Source organism: Phreatobacter sp. AB_2022a (genome assembly GCF_026847585.1).
Classification (GTDB): domain Bacteria; phylum Pseudomonadota; class Alphaproteobacteria; order Rhizobiales; family Phreatobacteraceae; genus Phreatobacter.
Window position 1 is genome coordinate 19,416 of record NZ_JAPSET010000025.1, and the last position, 19,255, is coordinate 38,670.

Annotated in this window: 15 protein-coding genes; 5 read left to right on the plus strand and 10 right to left on the minus strand. The window is 69.3% G+C overall.

The genetic code is table 11. From position 1 onward, the window contains the following. On the plus strand, positions 1–1,536 hold the full coding sequence (locus OZ671_RS18400; RefSeq protein ID WP_268862094.1) for a YifB family Mg chelatase-like AAA ATPase: 1,536 nt from the start codon (positions 1–3) through the stop codon (positions 1,534–1,536). A gap of 4 nt (positions 1,537–1,540) precedes the next feature. Here the strand turns inward: OZ671_RS18400 and OZ671_RS18405 are convergent, their stop codons facing one another. Next, positions 1,541–1,990 (minus strand): GNAT family N-acetyltransferase, encoded by a 450-nt coding sequence (locus OZ671_RS18405; RefSeq protein WP_268862095.1) that lies wholly within the window; start codon positions 1,988–1,990, stop codon positions 1,541–1,543. Between the two features lie 93 nt (positions 1,991–2,083). Between OZ671_RS18405 and OZ671_RS18410 the strand changes: the two genes are divergently transcribed. Beyond that, positions 2,084–2,587: an AAA family ATPase gene (locus OZ671_RS18410; RefSeq protein WP_268862096.1), complete on the plus strand. Its 504-nt coding sequence runs from the start codon at positions 2,084–2,086 to the stop codon at positions 2,585–2,587. 219 nt (positions 2,588–2,806) lie between these two features. Next, a complete protein-coding gene (locus OZ671_RS18415) occupies positions 2,807–4,888 on the plus strand; it encodes a PAS domain-containing hybrid sensor histidine kinase/response regulator (RefSeq protein WP_268862097.1) in 2,082 nt (693 codons plus the stop codon). On the opposite strand, the gene OZ671_RS18420 is transcribed toward OZ671_RS18415, so the two are convergent. Then, the gene (locus OZ671_RS18420) at positions 4,833–5,444 is read right to left on the minus strand and encodes an HAD family hydrolase (RefSeq protein WP_268862098.1); all 612 of its coding nucleotides are present in this window, start codon (positions 5,442–5,444) and stop codon (positions 4,833–4,835) included. The genes OZ671_RS18415 and OZ671_RS18420 overlap by 56 nt on opposite strands. Before the next feature lie 105 nt (positions 5,445–5,549). Here OZ671_RS18420 and OZ671_RS18425 point away from each other — a divergent pair, with 105 nt between their 5' ends. Next, positions 5,550–8,129 (plus strand): EAL domain-containing protein, encoded by a 2,580-nt coding sequence (locus OZ671_RS18425; protein ID WP_268862099.1) that lies wholly within the window; start codon positions 5,550–5,552, stop codon positions 8,127–8,129. A gap of 3 nt (positions 8,130–8,132) precedes the next feature. Here OZ671_RS18425 and OZ671_RS18430 read toward each other — a convergent pair whose 3' ends face one another. The 3 genes from OZ671_RS18430 to OZ671_RS18440 all read right to left on the minus strand — a co-directional run bounded on the left by OZ671_RS18430 (position 8,133) and on the right by OZ671_RS18440 (position 12,841). Next, the gene (locus OZ671_RS18430; RefSeq protein WP_268862100.1) at positions 8,133–10,418 is read right to left on the minus strand and encodes an NADP-dependent malic enzyme; all 2,286 of its coding nucleotides are present in this window, start codon (positions 10,416–10,418) and stop codon (positions 8,133–8,135) included. A 98-nt stretch (positions 10,419–10,516) separates the two neighbouring features. Continuing rightward, entirely contained in the window at positions 10,517–11,902 is a 1,386-nt protein-coding gene (locus OZ671_RS18435) for a leucyl aminopeptidase family protein (protein ID WP_268862101.1), read from the minus strand. A gap of 84 nt (positions 11,903–11,986) precedes the next feature. Further along, positions 11,987–12,841: a LysR family transcriptional regulator gene (locus tag OZ671_RS18440; protein WP_268862102.1), complete on the minus strand. Its 855-nt coding sequence runs from the start codon at positions 12,839–12,841 to the stop codon at positions 11,987–11,989. Between the two features lie 152 nt (positions 12,842–12,993). Between OZ671_RS18440 and OZ671_RS18445 the strand changes: the two genes are divergently transcribed. Continuing rightward, the gene (locus OZ671_RS18445; protein ID WP_268862103.1) at positions 12,994–13,584 is read left to right on the plus strand and encodes an isochorismatase family protein; all 591 of its coding nucleotides are present in this window, start codon (positions 12,994–12,996) and stop codon (positions 13,582–13,584) included. 64 nt (positions 13,585–13,648) lie between these two features. Here the strand turns inward: OZ671_RS18445 and pheT are convergent, their stop codons facing one another. The 5 genes from pheT to rplT form a co-directional block, all read right to left on the minus strand. Next, a complete protein-coding gene (gene pheT / locus OZ671_RS18450; protein ID WP_268862104.1) occupies positions 13,649–16,066 on the minus strand; it encodes a phenylalanine--tRNA ligase subunit beta in 2,418 nt (805 codons plus the stop codon). After that, on the minus strand, positions 16,063–16,488 hold the full coding sequence (locus OZ671_RS18455) for an ASCH domain-containing protein (protein ID WP_268862105.1): 426 nt from the start codon (positions 16,486–16,488) through the stop codon (positions 16,063–16,065). Before OZ671_RS18455 ends, pheT begins: the two co-directional genes overlap by 4 nt. Continuing rightward, positions 16,485–17,567, minus strand: a complete 1,083-nt coding sequence (gene pheS / locus OZ671_RS18460; RefSeq protein WP_268862106.1) for a phenylalanine--tRNA ligase subunit alpha — start codon at positions 17,565–17,567, stop codon at positions 16,485–16,487. Before pheS ends, OZ671_RS18455 begins: the two co-directional genes overlap by 4 nt. Before the next feature lie 90 nt (positions 17,568–17,657). Then, on the minus strand, positions 17,658–18,716 hold the full coding sequence (locus tag OZ671_RS18465) for an aromatic ring-hydroxylating oxygenase subunit alpha (protein ID WP_268862107.1): 1,059 nt from the start codon (positions 18,714–18,716) through the stop codon (positions 17,658–17,660). A 167-nt stretch (positions 18,717–18,883) separates the two neighbouring features. Then, positions 18,884–19,249 (minus strand): 50S ribosomal protein L20, encoded by a 366-nt coding sequence (gene rplT / locus OZ671_RS18470; RefSeq protein ID WP_038302660.1) that lies wholly within the window; start codon positions 19,247–19,249, stop codon positions 18,884–18,886. Between the last annotated feature and the right edge of the window lie 6 nt (positions 19,250–19,255).

Here is a 19,255-nt window from a genome sequence, read left to right on the forward strand (position 1 = left end):
ATGGTCCAGCGCGTCGCGACGGTCGCCTTTCAGGGCATCGAGGCCAAGCCCGTGGACGTGCAGGTCCATGTGCTCTCGGGCAATGTCGTGTTCAACATTGTCGGGCTGCCCGACAAGGCGGTGAACGAAGCCAAGGAGCGCGTGCGCTCCGCGCTCGTCGCCTCGGGCCTTGCGCTGCCGGGCAAGCGCATCACCATCAATCTCGCGCCGGCCGACCTGCCCAAGGAGGGCAGTCATTTCGACCTGCCGATCGCGCTTGGCCTGATGGCCGCGATCGGCGCCATCCCGCATGATGCGCTGGACGGCCATGTCGTGCTCGGCGAGCTCGCGCTCGACGGCCGCCTGACCGCCGTCAACGGCGTTCTTCCGGCAGCGATAGCGGCCAATGCGCTCGGCCTCGGCATCATCTGCCCGGCCGCGTCCGGCCCCGAGGCGGCCTGGGCCGGCGAGGATGTCGACGTGCTCGCGCCCGACAACCTCACCCAGCTCGCCAATCACTTCAAGGGAACCCAGGTGCTCGCCCGCCCGAAACCCGGCATTCGGGCGGTCGATGCCCCGCTGGCCGATTTCCGCGAGATCAAGGGCCAGGAAAGCGCCAAGCGCGCGGTCGAGATCGCCGCGGCCGGCGGTCATGCGCTGCTGATGAGCGGGCCGCCGGGATCGGGCAAATCGATGCTGGCGAGCCGCCTGCCTTCGATCCTGCCGCCGCTGACCGCGGCGGAATTGCTCGAAGTATCGATGATCCATTCCGTGGCGGGCGAGCTTCAGGAGGGCGCGCTCACCACGCGCCGGCCGTTCCGCGCGCCGCATCATTCGGCCACCATGCCGGCGCTGGTCGGCGGCGGCCAGCGGATCCGGCCCGGCGAGGTTTCACTCGCCCATCACGGCGTCCTGTTCCTCGACGAGCTGCCGGAATTCCAGCCCCATGTGCTCGACGGCCTGCGCCAGCCGATCGAGACGGGCGAGGCGGTGATCGCCCGCGCCAGCCAGCGCGTCAGTTTCCCCGCCCGCTTCCAGCTGGTGGCGGCGATGAATCCTTGCCGCTGCGGCCAGGCCGCCACGCCGGGCTATGCCTGCCGGCGTGGCGCCAACGACCGCTGCATGGCCGACTACCAGGCGCGCATTTCCGGGCCACTGCTCGACCGGATGGATCTCGTCGTCGCGGTGCCGGCAGTATCCGCCGCCGACCTGATCCTGCCGGCTCCGGCCGAAGGCAGCGAAGAGATCGCCGCGCGCGTCGCGCGGGCCCGGGCCATGCAGACGGCGCGCTACCAGGCGCTCGGCCTTGCCGCCGGCCTCAACGCCCATTGCCCGCCCGCCCTGCTCGACGAGGTCGCGGCGCTCGATCCGGCCGGCAGGACGCTCCTGCGCGACGCCGCCGAGGCGATGCGGCTTTCGGCGCGCGGCTATCACCGCGTGCTGAAGGTGGCGCGCACGCTGGCCGATCTCGACGGCGCGACCAGCCTCGGCCGCCTCCACCTCGCGGAAGCGTTGACCTATCGCGGCATGCCGGCAGGCCTGTCGAGCGTCACCTGATCCGTCAGGGCCAGACGTAGCGTGCCGTCATCTGGCCATGGTCGGGATGCGCGGCGAGCCGGTCGAGCCTGAGGCCGTGTCGCTCGTAGAAGCGCCGCGCCCGTCGGTTCTCCGCGTCGGTCCTGAGCCAGAAGCCGCCATGCATCTCGCGCTTGGCGTCGTCGAGCAGTGCCACGCCGACGCCCTGTCCCTTCAAGGCCGGCGCGACGAAGAGCTGCCTCAGCCAGCAGGAGCTCGGCTGCATGGCGACGAAGCCGGCGAGCCTGCCGTCCGCGGCCGCAAGGCGGATCCGCCAGGAACGCGCCTCCTCGCCGGCAAGGCGTTCGCGATAGGCTTCCACCGTCGGATGAGACGACAAGCCAAGCCCGATCGACCGGGCGCTGTCGTGCCAGAGCCGGGCGACGTCGGCGAGATCGTCACCGGTGAAATCCCTGAGCTGAAAGACCAACGCCATCGGCACCTCCGCCATCGACCATATCCGGATAGGGTGGCGCATGCATGGTCCCGCATGACGAGCGGCCGGACCGACAGCGCGAGAGCAGGCCACATGAAACGGATCCTCGTCACCGGCATGTCCGGAGCCGGCAAATCGGCGGTCATCCGCGAACTCGCCGACCGCGGCCACGATGCCCGCGACCTCGACGCCCCCGCCTGGTCCGAATGGGTCGATGCCGCGCCGGAGGACAGGCTCACGCCGGCTGCCGGCCGGGACTGGGTCTGGCGCGAGGACAGGGTTCGCGCCCTGCTGTCCGAACCGCGCGCCGCGCCGCTTTTCGTCGGCGGCTGCGCCTCCAACATGCACCGGCTGTTTTCGCTGTTCGACGCCATCATCCTGCTCTCCGCGCCGGTCGAGACGCTGATGGGGCGGCTCGCCCGACGCGGCCCGGACAGTTATGGCCATCACGCCGACGAGCGGCGCAAGGTGGCCGCGCTGGTCGCCGGGGTCGAGCCGCTGCTGCGCCAGGCCGCAACCCATGAAATCGACAGCCGTCCGCCGGTCGCGGCCACCGTCGAGGCGATCCTCCGCGCCGCTGGCGGCTCGCACCGGTGACCGGACGGGCCGGCGGCCGCCCTCGACGGACCACCGCGCCATCGATGCGCCCTGCGGCCGGTTCACGCGGTTGGTGGAGGCCTCCGATCAGACAGCTTGCAACCCTCGGAGGCATGCTGTCACGCTGCCTGGTCGCGGCGAGACTTGCCGGTAACCGCCCGGCAACCCTATTTCTATAGTGTCCTCCGTTCCTTTTGTGACCGCGTGGAGAGGCCAGCCGTGGATTCAATAGCGCTCTTCGCCGGAATTGCCGCGGCTCTGGCCGTCGCGGCGCTGGCGGTGGTTGCACGGTTGGCCCATATCCGCACCGCCCTGCTCCGCAAGACCGCGGCGCTCGAAGAAACCGTCGAGACGCTCACCGACCGCGTCTTCGAGCTCGCCGAAAGCGAAGAGCGTCACCGCGACCTGGTCGATGCCCAGGGCGACCTGATCGTGCGCCGCGACCGGCAGAAGGTCATCACTTTCGCCAACCAGGCCTATGCGGCCCTCGTCGGCGAGCCGGCCGACGCCTTGATCGGCCGCACGACCACGCATCATGTCATCGAGATCGCCGCCGAGCGGCGCGAGCCGGACGGATCGCACAGCGCCGACGAACGCATCGCCACCGCCGACGGCGAACGCTGGATCGCCTGGCGTCACCATCCGGTGCGCGGCAGCGACGGCCGCCTCGACGAGATCCAGTCGGCCGGACGCGACATCACCGAGCGCAAGGCGACCGAGGCTCAGCTCGCCGAGTCGCGGGCGCGCGCCGAAAGCGCCTCCAGCGCCAAGTCGCGCTTTCTGGCGACCGTCAGCCATGAGATCCGCACGCCGCTGAACGGCATTATGGGCATGGCGGCGCTGCTGCTCGACACGCGTCTGACCCCCGAGCAGAAGACCTATGCCGCCGCGGTGAAATCGTCGGGCGAGGCGCTGCTGTCGCTGATCGACGAAATCCTCGACTTCTCCAAGATCGAGGCCGGCCGGCTCGATCTCGACGTCGCTCCCTTCGAGCTCGCCGCGGTGGTCGAGGGCGTCGCCGAGCTGCTCGGCCCGCGCGCGCACGACAAGGGGCTGGATCTTGCGACCGCCATCGCGCCCGACGTGCCGCAGCGGCTCGACGGCGACGCGACGCGGCTGCGCCAGATCCTCCTGAACCTTGCCGGCAACGCGGTGAAGTTTACCGAGACTGGCGGCGTCAGCATCACCGTCTCGCGCGCCGGAGCCGAGCTCGTCATTGCGATCGCAGACACCGGCCCGGGCATCGCCCCCGACGATGTCGAGCGCATCTTCGACGAATTCGAGCAGGGCGAGGCGACCTTCGCCCGGCGCCATGCCGGTACCGGGCTGGGCCTCGCCATTTCGCGCCGCATCGTGGCGCGCATGGGCGGCACGCTCGGGGTCGACACCGAGCTCGGCCGCGGCTCGGTCTTCACCCTGCGCCTGCCGCTGCAGGCTGCGGCCGAACAGCCCGCCCCGCTCGGCCGGCTCGACGGGCTCAAGGTCCTGATCGTCGCCGGCTCGACGGTCGAGCCCGGCATCCTGCGCCAGCGGCTTGCGGCGCGTGGCGCCGTCGCCGTGCTCGCCGCCGGTCCTGCGGAAATTCCGGCCGGCATGCCGTTCGACACCGTGCTGATCGACCACCGGCTGGGTGACGATGCGATCGCCGCGACGCTCGCGGCTCTCGGCGGACGCGTCGAACACACCGTGCTGATGGTGCGGCCTGCCGAGCGCAGCGCGGTCGGCAACTGGCGCGAAAATGGCATTGCCGGCTGGCTGATCTCGCCGGTGCGCGAGGCATCGCTCGTCGTCCAGGCCGCCCCTCGTCCGGCCGGCGATGCGGCGGCAGGCCCGGCGGAAACCGGCGAGCGGCCGGCGCCGGTGCCCACCGATCGCGCGCTGAAAGTGCTGGTCGCCGAGGACAACGAGATCAACGCCCTGCTGGTACGCCGGCTCCTCGAAAAGCTCGGCCACGAAACCGTCTGGGTGCGCGACGGCCACGCCGCCGTCGCGGCCGCGCTTGCGCCGGGCAGCGCCTTCGACCTGGTGCTGATGGACATGCAGATGCCCGAATGCGACGGGCTGACGGCAACCCGCATGATCCGCGAGAAGGAGACCGGCGGGCGGCGCCTGCCGATCATCGCGGTGACCGCCAATGCCTTCGTCGAGGATCGCGCTGCGGCGATCGCCGCCGGCATGGATGCCTTCGTCACCAAGCCGCTCGATCGCGACCGCCTCGCCGAAACGCTGGAGCTCTATGGACCGGTCACCACGCCAGACCGTGCACCCGAAGGGCGGCAGCCAGCGCAGCAGCATCCGTGAAGACGATCCCGGCCATGCCCTCGGCACGGGCGGCCGCCACATTGGCCTCGATATCGTCGATGAAGACGAGGCGCTCGGGGCTCAGTCCGTAGCGGGCGCAGAGCGCCCGGTAGATCCGCGGATCCGGCTTGTTGAGCCTTTCGTCGGCGGACAGGACGAGGCCGGTGAAGGCGCCGAGGAAGGGGTAGGACGGAGCGATCCGGTCGAACAGTTCCCGCGAGAAGTTCGAGAGGCCATAGACGGGCCCCCGCGCCGCCAGCGCCTCGAAGATCGCCCGCGTGCCCGGCACCTCGCCGGGCAGGCTTTCGGCATAATGCTCATAAAAGCCGGCGAGCACATGGGCATAGTGCGGGAAGCGGCGGCTGGCCTCGGCCACCGCCTCGGCGACGCTGCGCCCGGCATCCTGGCGTCCATGCCAGGTGGTGAAATCGGTCTCGGCCATGAAGCGGTCGATCGCGGCTTCGTCGGCGAGGAAACGGGCGAGGCCGCGCCGCGGCTCCCAGCGGATCAGGACCCGGCCGATGTCGAAGACCGGCAGAAGCGGCTGCAATACCATATGATGCTACCTGCGACCGTGCGAATTTAGCGTTGAATCTCACGAACTTAACGGACTGATAAAACTCGTTTGGCGAAAATCGGGCAACAGCATCCGGTTCCGCACATGGCAGGCCAACAGATCGCCCACCCTCAGGACGCCTCGGGCCGTGCCTCAGCGCCCGTTGCAGGCGATGCGGCATTGCTGGCCCGCGCGCTGCATCTGGCGCGCATGGGATATTGGAAGGCGAACGGGCCCGAGGCCACGCAGCTGTGGATCTCGCCGGAGCTGGCGGAGCTCTACCAGCTCTCGACACCGACCGGCATGGTGGCGCTCGAAACCATCCGCAGGAGCTATCTCGGCGACGGGCCGGACGAGCTGGCGCGCCATTTCGACGCCTGCTGGCGCACCGGCCGGTCCTATACCGTGCGCGGCACCTATCTGCGCCCGGACGGCGAGCGGCGCGAGATGATCGTCCATGGCGAGGCCGAGCGCGATGCCGACGGCCGGATCGCTGCGGTCTGCGGCATCTGCCGCGACATCACCGACGAAACCGAGGCGCTGCGCCGGCTGGCCGAAAGCGAGCAGCGCCTGATGGACTTCGTCAGCACGGCCTCGGACTGGTGCTGGCAGACGGATGCCGAGCACCGCTTCATCGATTTCGCTCCCGGCACGGCCTGGCCGACCAATGTCACCATGCCGACCGTCGACGGGCTGACCCGGCGCGACTTGCCGATCGTGCCCGAGGACCGGGCGGTCATCGAGCAGCATTTTGCCGATCTCGCCGCGCGCCGACCGTTTCGCGATCTCGTCTACAGCATCCAGAATCCGGGCGAGCCGAGCATCACCATCCGTTCCAGCGGCAAGCCGGTCTTCGCCGCAGACGGCACCTTTCTCGGCTATCGCGGCACGGCGAGCGACATTTCCCAGCTGCGCCAGGCCGAGAGCCTCCTGACCCAGCGCACCGAGGCGCTGCGCGAGGCGCACCGTCTCGGCAAGATCGGCACCTGGACCTATCGCCTGCGCGCCGAACGCGTCACCTGGGCCCACGAATGCTTCGCCCTGCTTGGCCTCGATCGCGACCGCTTCGACCCGACCCATGCCAATGTCCTCGCCCATTTCCTCGGCGACGGCGCCGGGCGGATCGTTGCCCTGCAGAAGCTGGTGATCCGCACCAAGCGCACCGAGACGATCGACGTCCAGGCCCGCCGCGCCGACGGTTCGATCGGCGACTTCGCCCTGACCTGCAAGGCCGAGATCGACGCCGAGGGCCGGGTGCTCGGCCTCATCGGCACGTTGCAGGACATTTCCGAGCGCAAGGAGGCCGAACGCCGGCTGGAGGTGCTCGCCTATCGCGACCCGCTGACCGGGCTTGCCAACCGGGCCCTGTTCAAGCGCGAGCTGGCGACCGTCATCGACGGCTGCTTTCGCCAGGGCCTCGCCGCCGCGCTGCTGCTGATCGACCTCGACCGCTTCAAGGAGGTCAACGATTCGCTCGGCCATGCGGCTGGCGACGAACTGCTCGCCAAGGTCGCCGGCCTGCTGCGCGAGGAGCTCGGGCCGAAGGCCTTCATCGCCCGGCTTGGCGGCGACGAATTCGCGGTTCTGACGGAGCGGCGCGGCGAGGATGCCGATATTGCCGCCATGGCGGACACCATCGTCGCGCGGCTGACCGGGCCGATCGACCTGGCCGATGGCGAGGCTTTCATCGGCGCGACCGTCGGCATCGCCAAGCTGCCGGAAGATGGCGCCACCGTCGACGGGGCGATGCGCAACGCCGATCTCGCGCTCTACATGGCCAAGGAGGCCGGGCGCGGCCGCAGCATGGTCTTCGCCCCCGCCTATGCGCAGGCCGTGGAACAGCGCCTCGACCTCGGCCGGCACCTGCGCCGCGCCATCGACGAAGGCACGCTCCACGCCCACTACCAGGCCCAGGTCGAGCTGCCGGTCCGCAAGGTGGTCGGCTTCGAGGCGCTGCTGCGCTGGAGCCACCCGGAGCGCGGCCCGGTTTCGCCGGCCGAATTCATTCCGGTCGCCGAAAGCTCGGGCCTCATCGTCGATCTCGGCCTGTGGGTGCTGCGCGAGGCCTGCCGGCAGGCACAGAGCTGGATCGAGGAGGGCCTGCCGACTCGCGGCGTCGCGGTCAACGTTTCGCCGGCGCAGTTCTGGAACATGGATTTCGAGACCGCGGTCTCTGCCGTGCTGGCCGAGACCGGTCTGCCGCCGCACCTGCTCTGCCTCGAACTGACCGAGAGCCTGTTCGTCGATCATACCGAGCAGCGCATCAGCCGCACCCTGACGGCCCTCTCCGCGCTCGGCGTGCGCCTAGCGCTCGACGATTTCGGCACGGGCTATTCGTCGCTCGGCTATCTCACCCGCCTGCCCTTCGACCGGCTGAAGGTGGACCGGTCCTTCGTCGACGGCATCGCGACCCGGCCCGAAAAACGCAAGCTGCTCGGCGGCATCATCGCGCTGTCGCGGGGCCTCGGCATGTCGGTCGTCGCCGAGGGCGCCGAGCGGGAGGCCGAGGTCGAGGTGCTGACCGACCTCGGCTGCGACTGTGTCCAGGGGTTCGTCTTCGCCCGCCCGGTGCCGCCGGAGGCGGCTCCCGCCATTGCCCGCGCGATCGAAGCCTCCGTCGAGGCGCCGAGCCTGGTGCCGGGCGAGCAGGACGGTGACTTCGACACCGCCCCGATCGGCCTCTAGCGGTCAGCCGCCCACATTGTAGGCGGCGAGCGCCGCCATATTGACGAGATCGGTGTCGCGCGCGCCGAGCGGCACGATCTGCACCGGCTTGTCGAGGCCGACCAGCAGCGGCCCGATGACGGTCGCCCCGGCCAGCTCCTGCATCATCTTGGTGGAGATGGAGGCCGAGTGGAAGGCCGGCATGACCAGCACGTTGGCGGGGCCCGACAGGCGGCAGAACGGATAGGCCTGCATGAGATCGCGGTTGAGCGCGACATCGGCGGCCATCTCGCCGTCATATTCGAAATCGACCCGCTTGCTGTCGAGAATCCGGACCGCCTCGATCACCTTGTCGGAGCGCTCGCCGCGCGGATGTCCGAAGGTCGAATAGGCGAGCAGCGCCACCCGCGGCTCGGTGCCGAGCCGCCGGGCGGCATGGGCCGCCTCGATCGCGATCTCGGCGAGTTCCTGCGCCGTCGGCATTTCGGTGATCGCGGTGTCCGCGACCAGCACCGTGCGGCCGCGCGACAGAACGATCGAGACGCCGATCAGCCGGTGCCCCGGCTTGGTGTCGATCACCCTCAGCACGTCCTCGAGCGCCGAGGAATAATTGCGCGTCACGCCCGTCACCATGCCGTCGGCATCGCCAGCCGCGACCATGGCCGCGCCGAACACGTTGCGGTCCTGGTTGACCAGGCGCTGGCAGTCGCGGAACAGGTAGCCCTGGCGCTGCAGCCGCTCGTAGAGCTGGCTGGCATAGTCGGCGTTGCGCGTCGACAGCCGGGCATTGGCGATCTCGATGCCGTCCTTCAGCTCGATGCCGGCGCCCGCCGCGGTCTGGCGCACCCGGTCCTCGCGGCCGACCAGGATGGCGGTGCCCAGGCCCTGGTTGACGAAGCTCTGCGCAGCGCGGATCACCTGCTCCTCCTCGCCCTCGGCGAAGACGACGCGGCGCGGCGACCGGCGGGCCCGCTCGAAGATGCGGGCGAGAACGCCGGCGACCGGATTGAGCCTTGCGATCAGCTCCGCCTTGTAGGCGGCCATGTCGATGATCGGCCGGCGCGCGACGCCGGTATCCATCGCCGCCTTCGCCACCGCGATCGGCACGGCATACATGAGGCGCGGATCGAACGGCACGGGGATGATGTAGTCCGGCCCGAATTTCGGGCGGCCGCCGCCATAGGCCGCGGCGACTTCGTCAGGCACGTCCTGGCGGGCGAGGTCGGCGAGCGCCTCGGCCGCGGCGATCTTCATTTCCATGTTGATCTGCGTCGCGCGCACGTCGAGCGCGCCGCGGAACAGGAACGGGAAGCCGAGAACGTTGTTGACCTGATTCGGATAGTCCGAGCGGCCGGTCGCCACGATCGCGTCGGAACGGATCGCGTGGACCTCCTCCGGCGTGATCTCCGGATCGGGATTGGCCATGGCGAAGATGATCGGTTTCGGCGCCATCGACTGGACCATCTCCGGCGTCAGAGCGCCCTTCACCGAGAGGCCGAAGAAGACGTCGGCGCCCTTCACCGCGTCGGCCAGCGAACGGGCGTCGGTGACCACGGCATGGCCCGACTTCCACTGGTTCATGCCCTCGGTGCGGCCGCGATAGATGGTGCCCTTGGTGTCGCAGAGAATGACGTTGTCGGGCGTGAAGCCCATCGCCTTCAGAAGCTCGACGCAGGCGATGCCGGCAGCCCCCGCTCCGTTCACCACGAGCTTGGTGTCCTTCACCGTGCGGCCGGTGAGGTCGAGCGCATTGATGAGGCCGGCCGCGGCGATGATCGCGGTGCCGTGCTGGTCGTCATGGAACACCGGAATGTCCATGAGCTCCTGCAGGCGCTGCTCGATGATGAAGCACTCGGGCGCCTTGATGTCCTCGAGGTTGATGCCGCCGAACGAGGGCCCGAGATAGCGCACCGCCTCGATGAACTTGTCGGCATCCTCCGTGTCGACCTCGAGGTCGATCGAATCGACGTCGGCGAAGCGCTTGAACAGGACCGCCTTGCCCTCCATCACGGGCTTGGAGGCGAGCGCGCCGAGATTGCCGAGGCCCAGAATGGCGCTGCCATTGGTAATGACGGCGACCATGTTGCCGCGCGCGGTATAGTCGAAGGCCCGGTTGGCGTCCTCGGCGATGGCAAGAACCGGCACGGCGACACCCGGCGAATAGGCGAGCGACAGGTCGCGCTGCGTCGCCATCGGCTTGGTCGGTACGACTTCCAGCTTGCCTGGCTTGCCGATCTGATGAAATGCGAGCGCTTCCTGATCGGTGATCGTCGGGCGATTGCGTTTGCCGGATGTGCTGTCGGTCGTCATCGTTGTTCTTTGGCTTCCAAGGGCTTGGACGGACGACCTTAAGGGGCGGCCGACGCCGCGGCAACGGGTCGACCGGCCGATGGATAACGGCGCCCGCGTCAGCCGGCGAAGCGCGCCTTGATCACCTCGAACAGCGCGCGGCCGGCCTGGAACTCGCCGCCGGCGGGCCGGCCGGGCCGTTCCGTCGGCACCCAGGCATAGATGTCGGCATGGATCCAGGCCTTGGCCTTCTCCACGAACCGGTCGAGATAGAGCGCGGCGGTGATCGAACCGGCAAATCCGCCGGTCGCGACATTGTTGAGATCGGCGACCCGGCTCTCCAGCCCCGTCGCATAGGGGGCCCAGAGCGGCAGACGCCAGAGCGGGTCGGCGACGCGCGCGCCGGCGGCGACGAGCTCGGCGGCAAGCGCATCGTCGTGGCTGTAGATCGGCGGCAGGTCCGGGCCGAGCGCCACGCGGGCCGCGCCGGTCAGCGTGGCGAAATCGGCGATCAGCGCCGGCGCCTCCTCGTCGGCCAGCGCCAGCGCGTCGCACAGCACGAGCCGTCCCTCGGCGTCGGTATTGCCGATCTCGACGGAGAGGCCCTTGCGCGTCGGGAAGACGTCGCCCGGCCGGAAGGCCGTGCCCGAGACGGCATTTTCGACCGCCGGCACCAGAAGCCTCAGGCGCACCGGCAGCTTCGCCGCCATGATCATATGGGCAAGGCCGATCGCCGCCGCGGCGCCGCCCATGTCCTTCTTCATCAGCAGCATTCCCGCATCGGACTTGATGTCGAGCCCGCCGGTGTCGAAGCACACGCCCTTGCCGACCAGCGTCACCTTGGCATGGGCCGGGTCACCCCAGGTGAGATCGACGAGACGCGGCGGCCGCGCCGAGCCCATGCCGACGGCATGGATCATCGGCAGGCCGGCGGCGAGCAGATCGGCGCCGACGGTCGCGCTGACCTCGGCGCCGTGCCGGCCGGCAAGCTCACGGATCGCCGCCTCGAGCTCGGCGGGGCCGAGATCGTTTGCCGGCGTATTGACGAGATCGCGGGCGAGGAACGTCGCCTCGATCGCCCGTGTCAGGCTGTCGCCGTCGACCCCCTCCGGCAAGGCGAGCAGGACCTCGCGGGCCGGCGCCTGCTTGTAACGGTCGAAGCGATATTGCGCGGCGAGGAAGGCGAAGGCAGCCCGCTCGGCATCGGCGAGCCTGCCGGCGAAGCGATAGAGCCCCGGCGGCAGCTGCGCCGGCAGACGGCCCGCCAGAAGCGGATCGGCATGCCTGGCGCCCTCCGCCTCGATACCGAACAGCACCACCGAGAGCGTGCCCGCCGCGTCGGTCAGCAATGCGACCTTGCCCGGCTTCGGCTCGTAGCCGGTCGCGGCCAGATAGGCGCGCTGCGCCGACGTCAGGCCGGCCGTCACGGCATCGATCGTCGCCGCATTGACGACGTGGATCGGAACGGCGCCGGCGCTGGCGGTGGGCTTGAGAAGAGGATGCATGGCGGACCTGCGGAATGACGAGCCGAAACGTCCAGACTAGTCCGCTTCGTCCGGCTCCGCCATGGCAGCGGCCTTCTGATCGCCCTATGCTGCGCCGGAGCGGATCAGCCTGGCGCGGCAGACCGTCTCGATCCAGGCGACGACCGCCGAGACGCTGACCGAGCGGCGTCGGTCGGGATGGATCATCATGAACAGCTCACGGTCGGCGACCGCGGCGGGATCGTCGACGCGTCTGAAGCGCGGATCGGCATCGCCAAGCGCCTCCGGCAGCATGACCTCGGCGCCGAGCGCCACCGCCGCTTCGGCGAGAATGTCGAGATGGCCGGCCCGCGCCACCACCTGCGCCTGCGGCCTGATGCGATCGAGCACCCGCATCTCGGGCACATGCGCCAGATCCTCCTCGTAGCGCATGAGCGGCGCCGCGCCCTCGCCATCCCCGGCGCGATAGAGGCGGAGCCTGAGCAGGCCAAGCCAGCGGGCCAGCGCCTCGCCCTCCGCCGGCCGGGCCATGCGGATGGAAATGTCGGCCTCCCGGCGCTCGAAGCTGACATTGCGGGTCTCGGCGGAAAGATCGAGGACGATGCGCGGATGCGCGGCATGAAAGGCGGCGAGATCCGGCGCCAAGAGATGGGCCAGCACGAAGCCGGTCGAGGATATGCGCACCCGGCCGTCAAGCTCGGCCTTGGTCTGGCGCAGCGCCGCCTCCGACTGGCGCGCCGCATCCGCCATGACGGCAAGATGCTCGCGCGCGGCAGCCAGCGCGGGGGTCGCCACCAGCCGGCCGTCGATCCGGTCGAACAGGGTGACGCCGAGCTGGCGCTCGACCCGCGCGAGCCGGCGCGCCGCCGTGGTCTGGTCGACGCCGAGGATCCGGCCGGCCTGGGTCAGGGTGCCGGCATCGGCGATGCAGCGCAGCAGCTCGAGATCGTCCCAGGTCATGCCCCCGCCTCCGTTTTCCGCAGCCAGGCTCACGGGCAGCGCCCGACCGGGGATCGCCACAGGCCTGCAAGAATGCAGGCTCTTCTGCCAATATTACAGATTTACCTGCAGGTGCGCAGCCACTTCAATGGCGGCGTACAAGGAGACACGCGATGTCCAAACCCGTTACCCTCTTCGGCCTGGCCGGCATCACTCCGCAGGCGCCGAAGCTCGCCGGCGCCACCCTCGTCCTGGTCGACTACCAGAACGAATATCTGGACGGTCCGCTCGCCCTGCCCGACGCGCAGCCGGCCGTGGCGCGTGCCGCCGCGCTGCTGGCGAAGGCCCGCGCCGCCGGCAGCCGGATCATCCACATTGCCCACAAGGGCGGCAAAGGCGGGCCGTTCGACCGCGAGGCGCCGCGCGGCGCGATCATCGAGGCACTGCGGCCTCAGGCCGGCGAGCAGGTGATCGAGAAGCCCCGGCCCAATTCGTTCTCGGGAACGGAGCTGGCCAGCGCCGTCGGCGCGCCGGACAAGCCGCTGATCGTCATCGGCTTCATGACGCATATGTGCGTCTCGTCGACGGTCAGGGCCGCGCTCGACCTCGGCTATGCGACGTCGGTCGCGAGCGATGCCTGCGCGACGCGCGACCTGCCCGGCATCGATGGCGGCGTGGTCGGCGCCAGAGCGCTGCACGAGGCGGAACTCGCCGCGCTCGCCGACCGCTTCGCCGGCATCTTCCCGGTCGCCGCCTTCGCCTGAACAAAGGAGCGGCGCGAGATGACTCGCGCCGCTCGGTACCAGGATCCCTGACCGGCCGTGTGGCTCAAGCCCGGAGGCTGCCGCCGGTCTTCTTGACCACCTCGGCCACCACCTTGCCGCTCACCGCCTCGATCTCGGCTTCGGTCAGCGTCTTGTCGCGCGGCTGCAGGGTGACGGCGAGAGCGATCGACTTCCTGTCGGGATCGATGCCCTTGCCCTCATAGACGTCGAACACCGTCGCATCGGTGATGAGCTGGCGGTCGGCACCCTGCGCGGCCCTGACGATGTCGGCCGCCCGTACCTTGCGGTCGACCAGGAAGGCGAAGTCGCGCGAGACCGGCTGGAACGGCGACAGGCTGAGCTGCGGCTTGGCCCGGGTCGGCCGCGCCTTCGGCGCCGGCACCTTGTCGAGGATCAGCTCGAAGGCGACCAGCGTGCCCTTGGCGCCGAGCGCCTCGAGCACGGCGGGGTGGAGCTCGCCGAACCAGCCGAAGACGTTCTGCGGCCCCATCTGCAGCGTGCCGGACCGGCCGGGGTGGAACCAGGCGGGAGCGCCAGGCACCACCTGCACGGCGCCGGTGGACAGGCCGGCGGCGGAGAGGACGGCCAGCGCGTCGGCCTTGGCGTCGAACAGGTCGGCCGGCGCGGAGCCCTGCCAGCTGCGGCCGATGCCTTCCGGTTTGGCAAGGCCGCGCCGGAGGCCGGCCGCGGCAACCTTCTGGTCCTCGGGACGATCGCCCGAAAACACCTGGCCGACCTCGAACAGCGCGACGTCGCCATAGCCGCGGTCGGCATTGCGCTGCGCGGCGGCGATCAGGCCGGCGAGCAGGGTCGGCCGCATGTCCGAAAGATCGGCCGCGATCGGATTGGCGAGCGCCAGTTCGGGCTTGCCGCCGCCGAACATCTCGGCCTCGGCCTTCGAGATGAAGCTCCAGGTGACGGCCTCGACGAGGCCGCGTGCGGCGAGCGCCCGGCGGGCGATGCGCGTGCGCTTCTGCAGCGGCGTCAGGACCGGCTTCGGCACCGTGCCGCCACGGTCGAGCGGCACCGACAGCACCCGGTCGACGCCGGCGATGCGCATGATCTCCTCGGTGAGGTCGGCCTTGCCGTGAACGTCGGGCCGCCAGGACGGCGGCACCACCTTCACGACCGGGCCATTGCCCGACACCATGAAGCCGAGGCTCTCCAGGATCCGCTTCGATTCCCGCTCGGACACGTCGAGGCCGGTCAGCCGCTGAGTCTCGGCATAGGGGAAGTTGATGATGAGGTCGGTATCCGGGATCTCGCCGGCGAGCGTCAGCTCGGACGCCTCGCCGCCGCAGAAGTCGATGACCATGCGGGTGGCGAGGTCGGCCCCGGGCACCGTGTAGTTCGGGTCGACGCCGCGCTCGAACCGGTAGCGGGCATCGGTGATGATGCCGAGATTGCGCCCGGTCCGGGCAATGTCGATCGGATCCCACAGCGCCGATTCGATCAGCACGTCGGTGGTGTTCTCGTCGCAGCCGGAATGTTCGCCGCCCATCACGCCGGCGATCGATTCGACGCCGTTGTCGTCGGCGATCACCGTCTCGTTGCCGGTGAACCCGTAGATGCGGCCGTCGAGGCCGAGCACCGTCTCGCCGGCCTGGGAGCGGCGCACCACCAGCTTGCCCTTCACCTTGGCCGCGTCGAAGACGTGCAGCGGCCGGCCGCGGTCGAAGGTGATGTAGTTGGTGATGTCGACGAGCGCATTGATCGGCCGGAGCCCGATGGCGGTCAGCCGGCGCTGCAGCCATTCGGGCGAAGCGCCGTTCTTCACGCCGCGCACAAGGCGCAGCGCGAAGGCCGGGCAATATTTCTCCTCGCCGGGCGCGAAGCGCAGCTCGATCGCCTGCGGGTTCGGGAAGCTGCCCTTCACCGGCGGCTCGCGCTCGGCCTTCAGCTTGCCGAGGCCGGCGGCCGCGAGGTCGCGCGCAATGCCGTGGATCGAGGTGCAGTCCGGCCGGTTCGGCGTCAGGTTGATCTCGATCACCGGGTCGGACAGCCCGGCATAGTCGGCATAGCGCTGGCCGACCGGCGCATCGGCCGGCAGGTCGATGATGCCGTCGTGATCTTCCGAAAGCTCCAGCTCGGCCGCCGAGCAGAGCATGCCGCGGCTCTCGACGCCGCGGATCGTGCCGACGCCGAGCGTGATGTTCTTGCCCGGAATATAGGTGCCGGGCGGCGAGAACACCGACTTCATGCCGGTCCGCGCATTGGGTGCGCCGCAGACCACCTGCACCGGCTCGCCCGCGCCGGTATCGACCATGCAGACCCTCAGGCGGTCGGCGTTCGGATGCTGCTCGGCGGAGATCACATAGGCGACGGTGAAATCCTTCAGCCGCGCGCCCGGATCGTCGAGGCTTTCCACCTCGAGGCCGATGCGGGTCAGCGTTTCCGTGATCTCGGCGAGATCAGCCTCGGTGTCGAGGTGGTCCTTCAGCCAGGAGAGTGTGAATTTCATGGACGGATTTCCGATCTTTCGAACACGTCGAGCAGCTTGAAGCGCTCACAGACGACCTGCATGTCCTCGGCATAGGTGCCCTGCCGCTCGAAGTAGCGCTGGTGATCGCGCCGCCAGGTGGCGAGCGAGCGGTCGCCCTCGCCCTCGTCGAAGGCAAAGGCCGCGTCGACCTCGCCGAACCGCTTCACCTCGACCGACGTCGTCTCGATGGCGCAGGCCGGCCGGCCGGCGCCGTCGAGCACGATGCTGATCTCGCCGATGCGCGGCATGATGTTCGCTTGGCAGGCGGCGAGCGAGTCGCAGGTCGCCCGCTTGCGGCCATCGAGCACCAGTGCCAGCAATGCGTCGGCAAGCTCCGGCCCGTCGCCGAACGCCCAGCGCGGCGCTTCGCGATAGGCCTCCAGGGGGTGGGCGGCGCTCACGAGGAGAGCCCGCCGGCGAGGGTCGGCAGGTCGAGCGGGCGGAAGCCGTAATGCGCCTGCCAGCGCACGTCCGCCTCGAAGAACTGCCTGAGATCGCTGATGCCGTATTTCAGCATGGCGATGCGGTCGATGCCCATGCCCCAGGCAAAGCCCTGGTAGATGTCGGGATCGAGGCCGCAGTTGCGGATGACGTTCGGATGCACCATGCCGCAGCCGAGGATCTCCAGCCAGTCCTCGCCCTCGCCGAAGCGGATCTCGCCGCCCTGGCGGTTGCACTGGATGTCGACCTCGAGCGACGGCTCGGTGAACGGGAAGAACGAGGGCCGGAAGCGCATCTTGACCTGGTCGACCTCGAAGAAGGCCTTGCAGAACTCCTCGAGGATCCAGCGCAGATGGCCGAGATGGCTGCCCTTGTCGATGACGAGGCCTTCCACCTGGTGGAACTGCGGGGTGTGGGTCGCGTCCGAATCGATGCGGTAGGTCCGCCCCGGACAGATCACCCGGATCGGCGGCTTCTGCGCCAGCATGGTGCGCACCTGCACAGGGCTCGTATGGGTGCGCAGCAGCATCCGCTCGCCGTCCGGCTTCGGATTGAAGAAGAACGTGTCGTGCATCTCGCGCGCCGGATGGCCGAGCGGGAAGTTCAGCTTGGTGAAGTTGAGATCGTCGGTCTCGATGTCCGGGCCTTCGGCGATCGAGAAGCCCATATCGGCGAAGATCGCGGTGAGCTCGTCGAAGACCTGGCTCAGGGGATGGATGCGGCCGGCTTCCGCCGGGCTCTCGCGCGTTGCGAGCGTCACGTCGACGGTCTCGGCGGCGAGCCGGGCGTCGAGGGCGGCGGCCTTGAGCACGTCGCGGCGGGCGCCGAGCGCCTCGCTCACCTTGTCCTTCAGCGCGTTGATGGCGGCGCCCGCCGTCTTGCGCTCGTCGGGCGCCATCTTGCCGAGGGTGGCGAGCAGCGCCGAGACGGAGCCCTTCTTGCCGAGCGCACCGACGCGCACGGCTTCGAGCGCCGCCTCGTCGGAAGCGGCGGCGACGGCCGTCATGAGATCGTTTTCGAGGGAGGCGAGATCGGTCATTGCGAGAACCGGTATCTTTCGAAAGGTCTTGAAGAAGCTGGCTTCGTTTCGCCGAAGCCCGCCGGTCTGGTCAAGCGCGATTGCGCCCCGTCAGCTGCGCCAGCGCAAGGTCATGGGCCTCAGCGGGTTTTCGAACGGCTTGCCGTCGGCCTGGGCCTTCAGGAACGCGTCCTTGACCCGCATCCACCAGCGCGCCTGGGTGTCGGCATCGTTGATCAGCATCAGGTTCGGATGGTGCACCAGGCCCTCGCGCTGCTGGATCACCACGCGCCGGTCCTGGTCGAGGAAGACCCGCATGAGATGTTCGAACAGCGGCCTCAGGCCCGACATCCACGCGGCCGAGACCCAGAAGAACTGGTGCACTTCCGTCTCCCCCTCGTTGACCGGCGTCAGGGCGGTGAGCCCGGTCGCCTGGTATTTGGCGCCGCGGATGTTCTCGATCCTGAGGCCCGGCAGCATGTAGCTGATCTCGGTGGTGACGGGGGTGCCGAGCAGCTTGTAGGCGATGTTTTGCGGCGGCAGCTCGTGGCGGACCATCGACCAGCCGAGCTCCGACGGGGCGAACTTCTTCTCCTTCGGCCGCAGCTTCTTCGCGCCCTTCTTGAACCACCAGGAGGTGTGCACATAGGCTGCGTGCGTCGGGTCCATCAGGCCGAAGGCGGCATGGTCCACCGAGCAGTGGAACGGCAGCATGATGTGGAAGCCGGGCCGGGCGGCGGCGGCGAAGTCCGGCATCAGCGGCGGTTCGGGCTGGCCGGCCTCGGCCGGCGTCTCGCCGTCCTTGGCAAAGAAGATCCAGATCAGGCCCTGGCGTTCGACGCAGGGGTAGGAACCGCATTTGATCTTGGTCAGATCCATCTGCTGGCCCTCGCGCAGCGACGGGATCTCGACGCAGGTGCCCGACGTGTCGAAGCGCCAGCCGTGATAGCAGCACTGGATGCTCTGGCCGTCGAACTGGCCGTAGCGCAGCGGGATGCCGCGATGCGGGCAATGGTCGCGGATGGCGAAGACCTCGCCATTGGCGGCCCGGCCCATCAGCACCGGCTGGCCGACCAGGGTCTTGTTCAGCAGCTTGCCGGGCTTGAGGTCGCGGCCGGGAGCCGCGACGTACCAGAGACCCTTGATCAGTTCGGCTGTCAGTCCCTGCATGAAGTCTCCGCACCGAAGCACGATCGGGGCCGGCTCATCGCCGGCGGCCCGCGTGTGGCTTACGATCGAAACGGAATGCCCCGCCCGGCCTGCCGTTCATGAAAAAACCCGCGCCACCCCGTCAAGGGTCGCGCGGGCCTGACGTGTAAGACCTCTTTGTGAAGAGGTCAGGAAGCTGCCGGCAGCGAACCCTTGGCCTTTTCGACCAGGGCCGTAAAGCCTTCCGGCGCAGTGACGGCGAGATCCGCCAGGACCTTGCGGTCGACGGCGATGCCGGCGCCGATCAGGCCGGCGATGAAACGCGAATAGGTGAGGCCGTGCTCGCGGACCGCGGCGTTGATGCGCTGGATCCAGAGGGCGCGGAAATTGCGCTTCTTCACGCGACGGTCGCGCGTGGCGTACTGCATCGACTTGTCGACGGCAGCCTTCGCGGCGCGGATGGTGTTCTTGCGACGACCGCGGAAGCCGGCGGCGGCCTTCAGGGTCTTCTTGTGCTTGGCGTGGGCGGTAACGCCCCGTTTGACGCGGGCCATGACTGA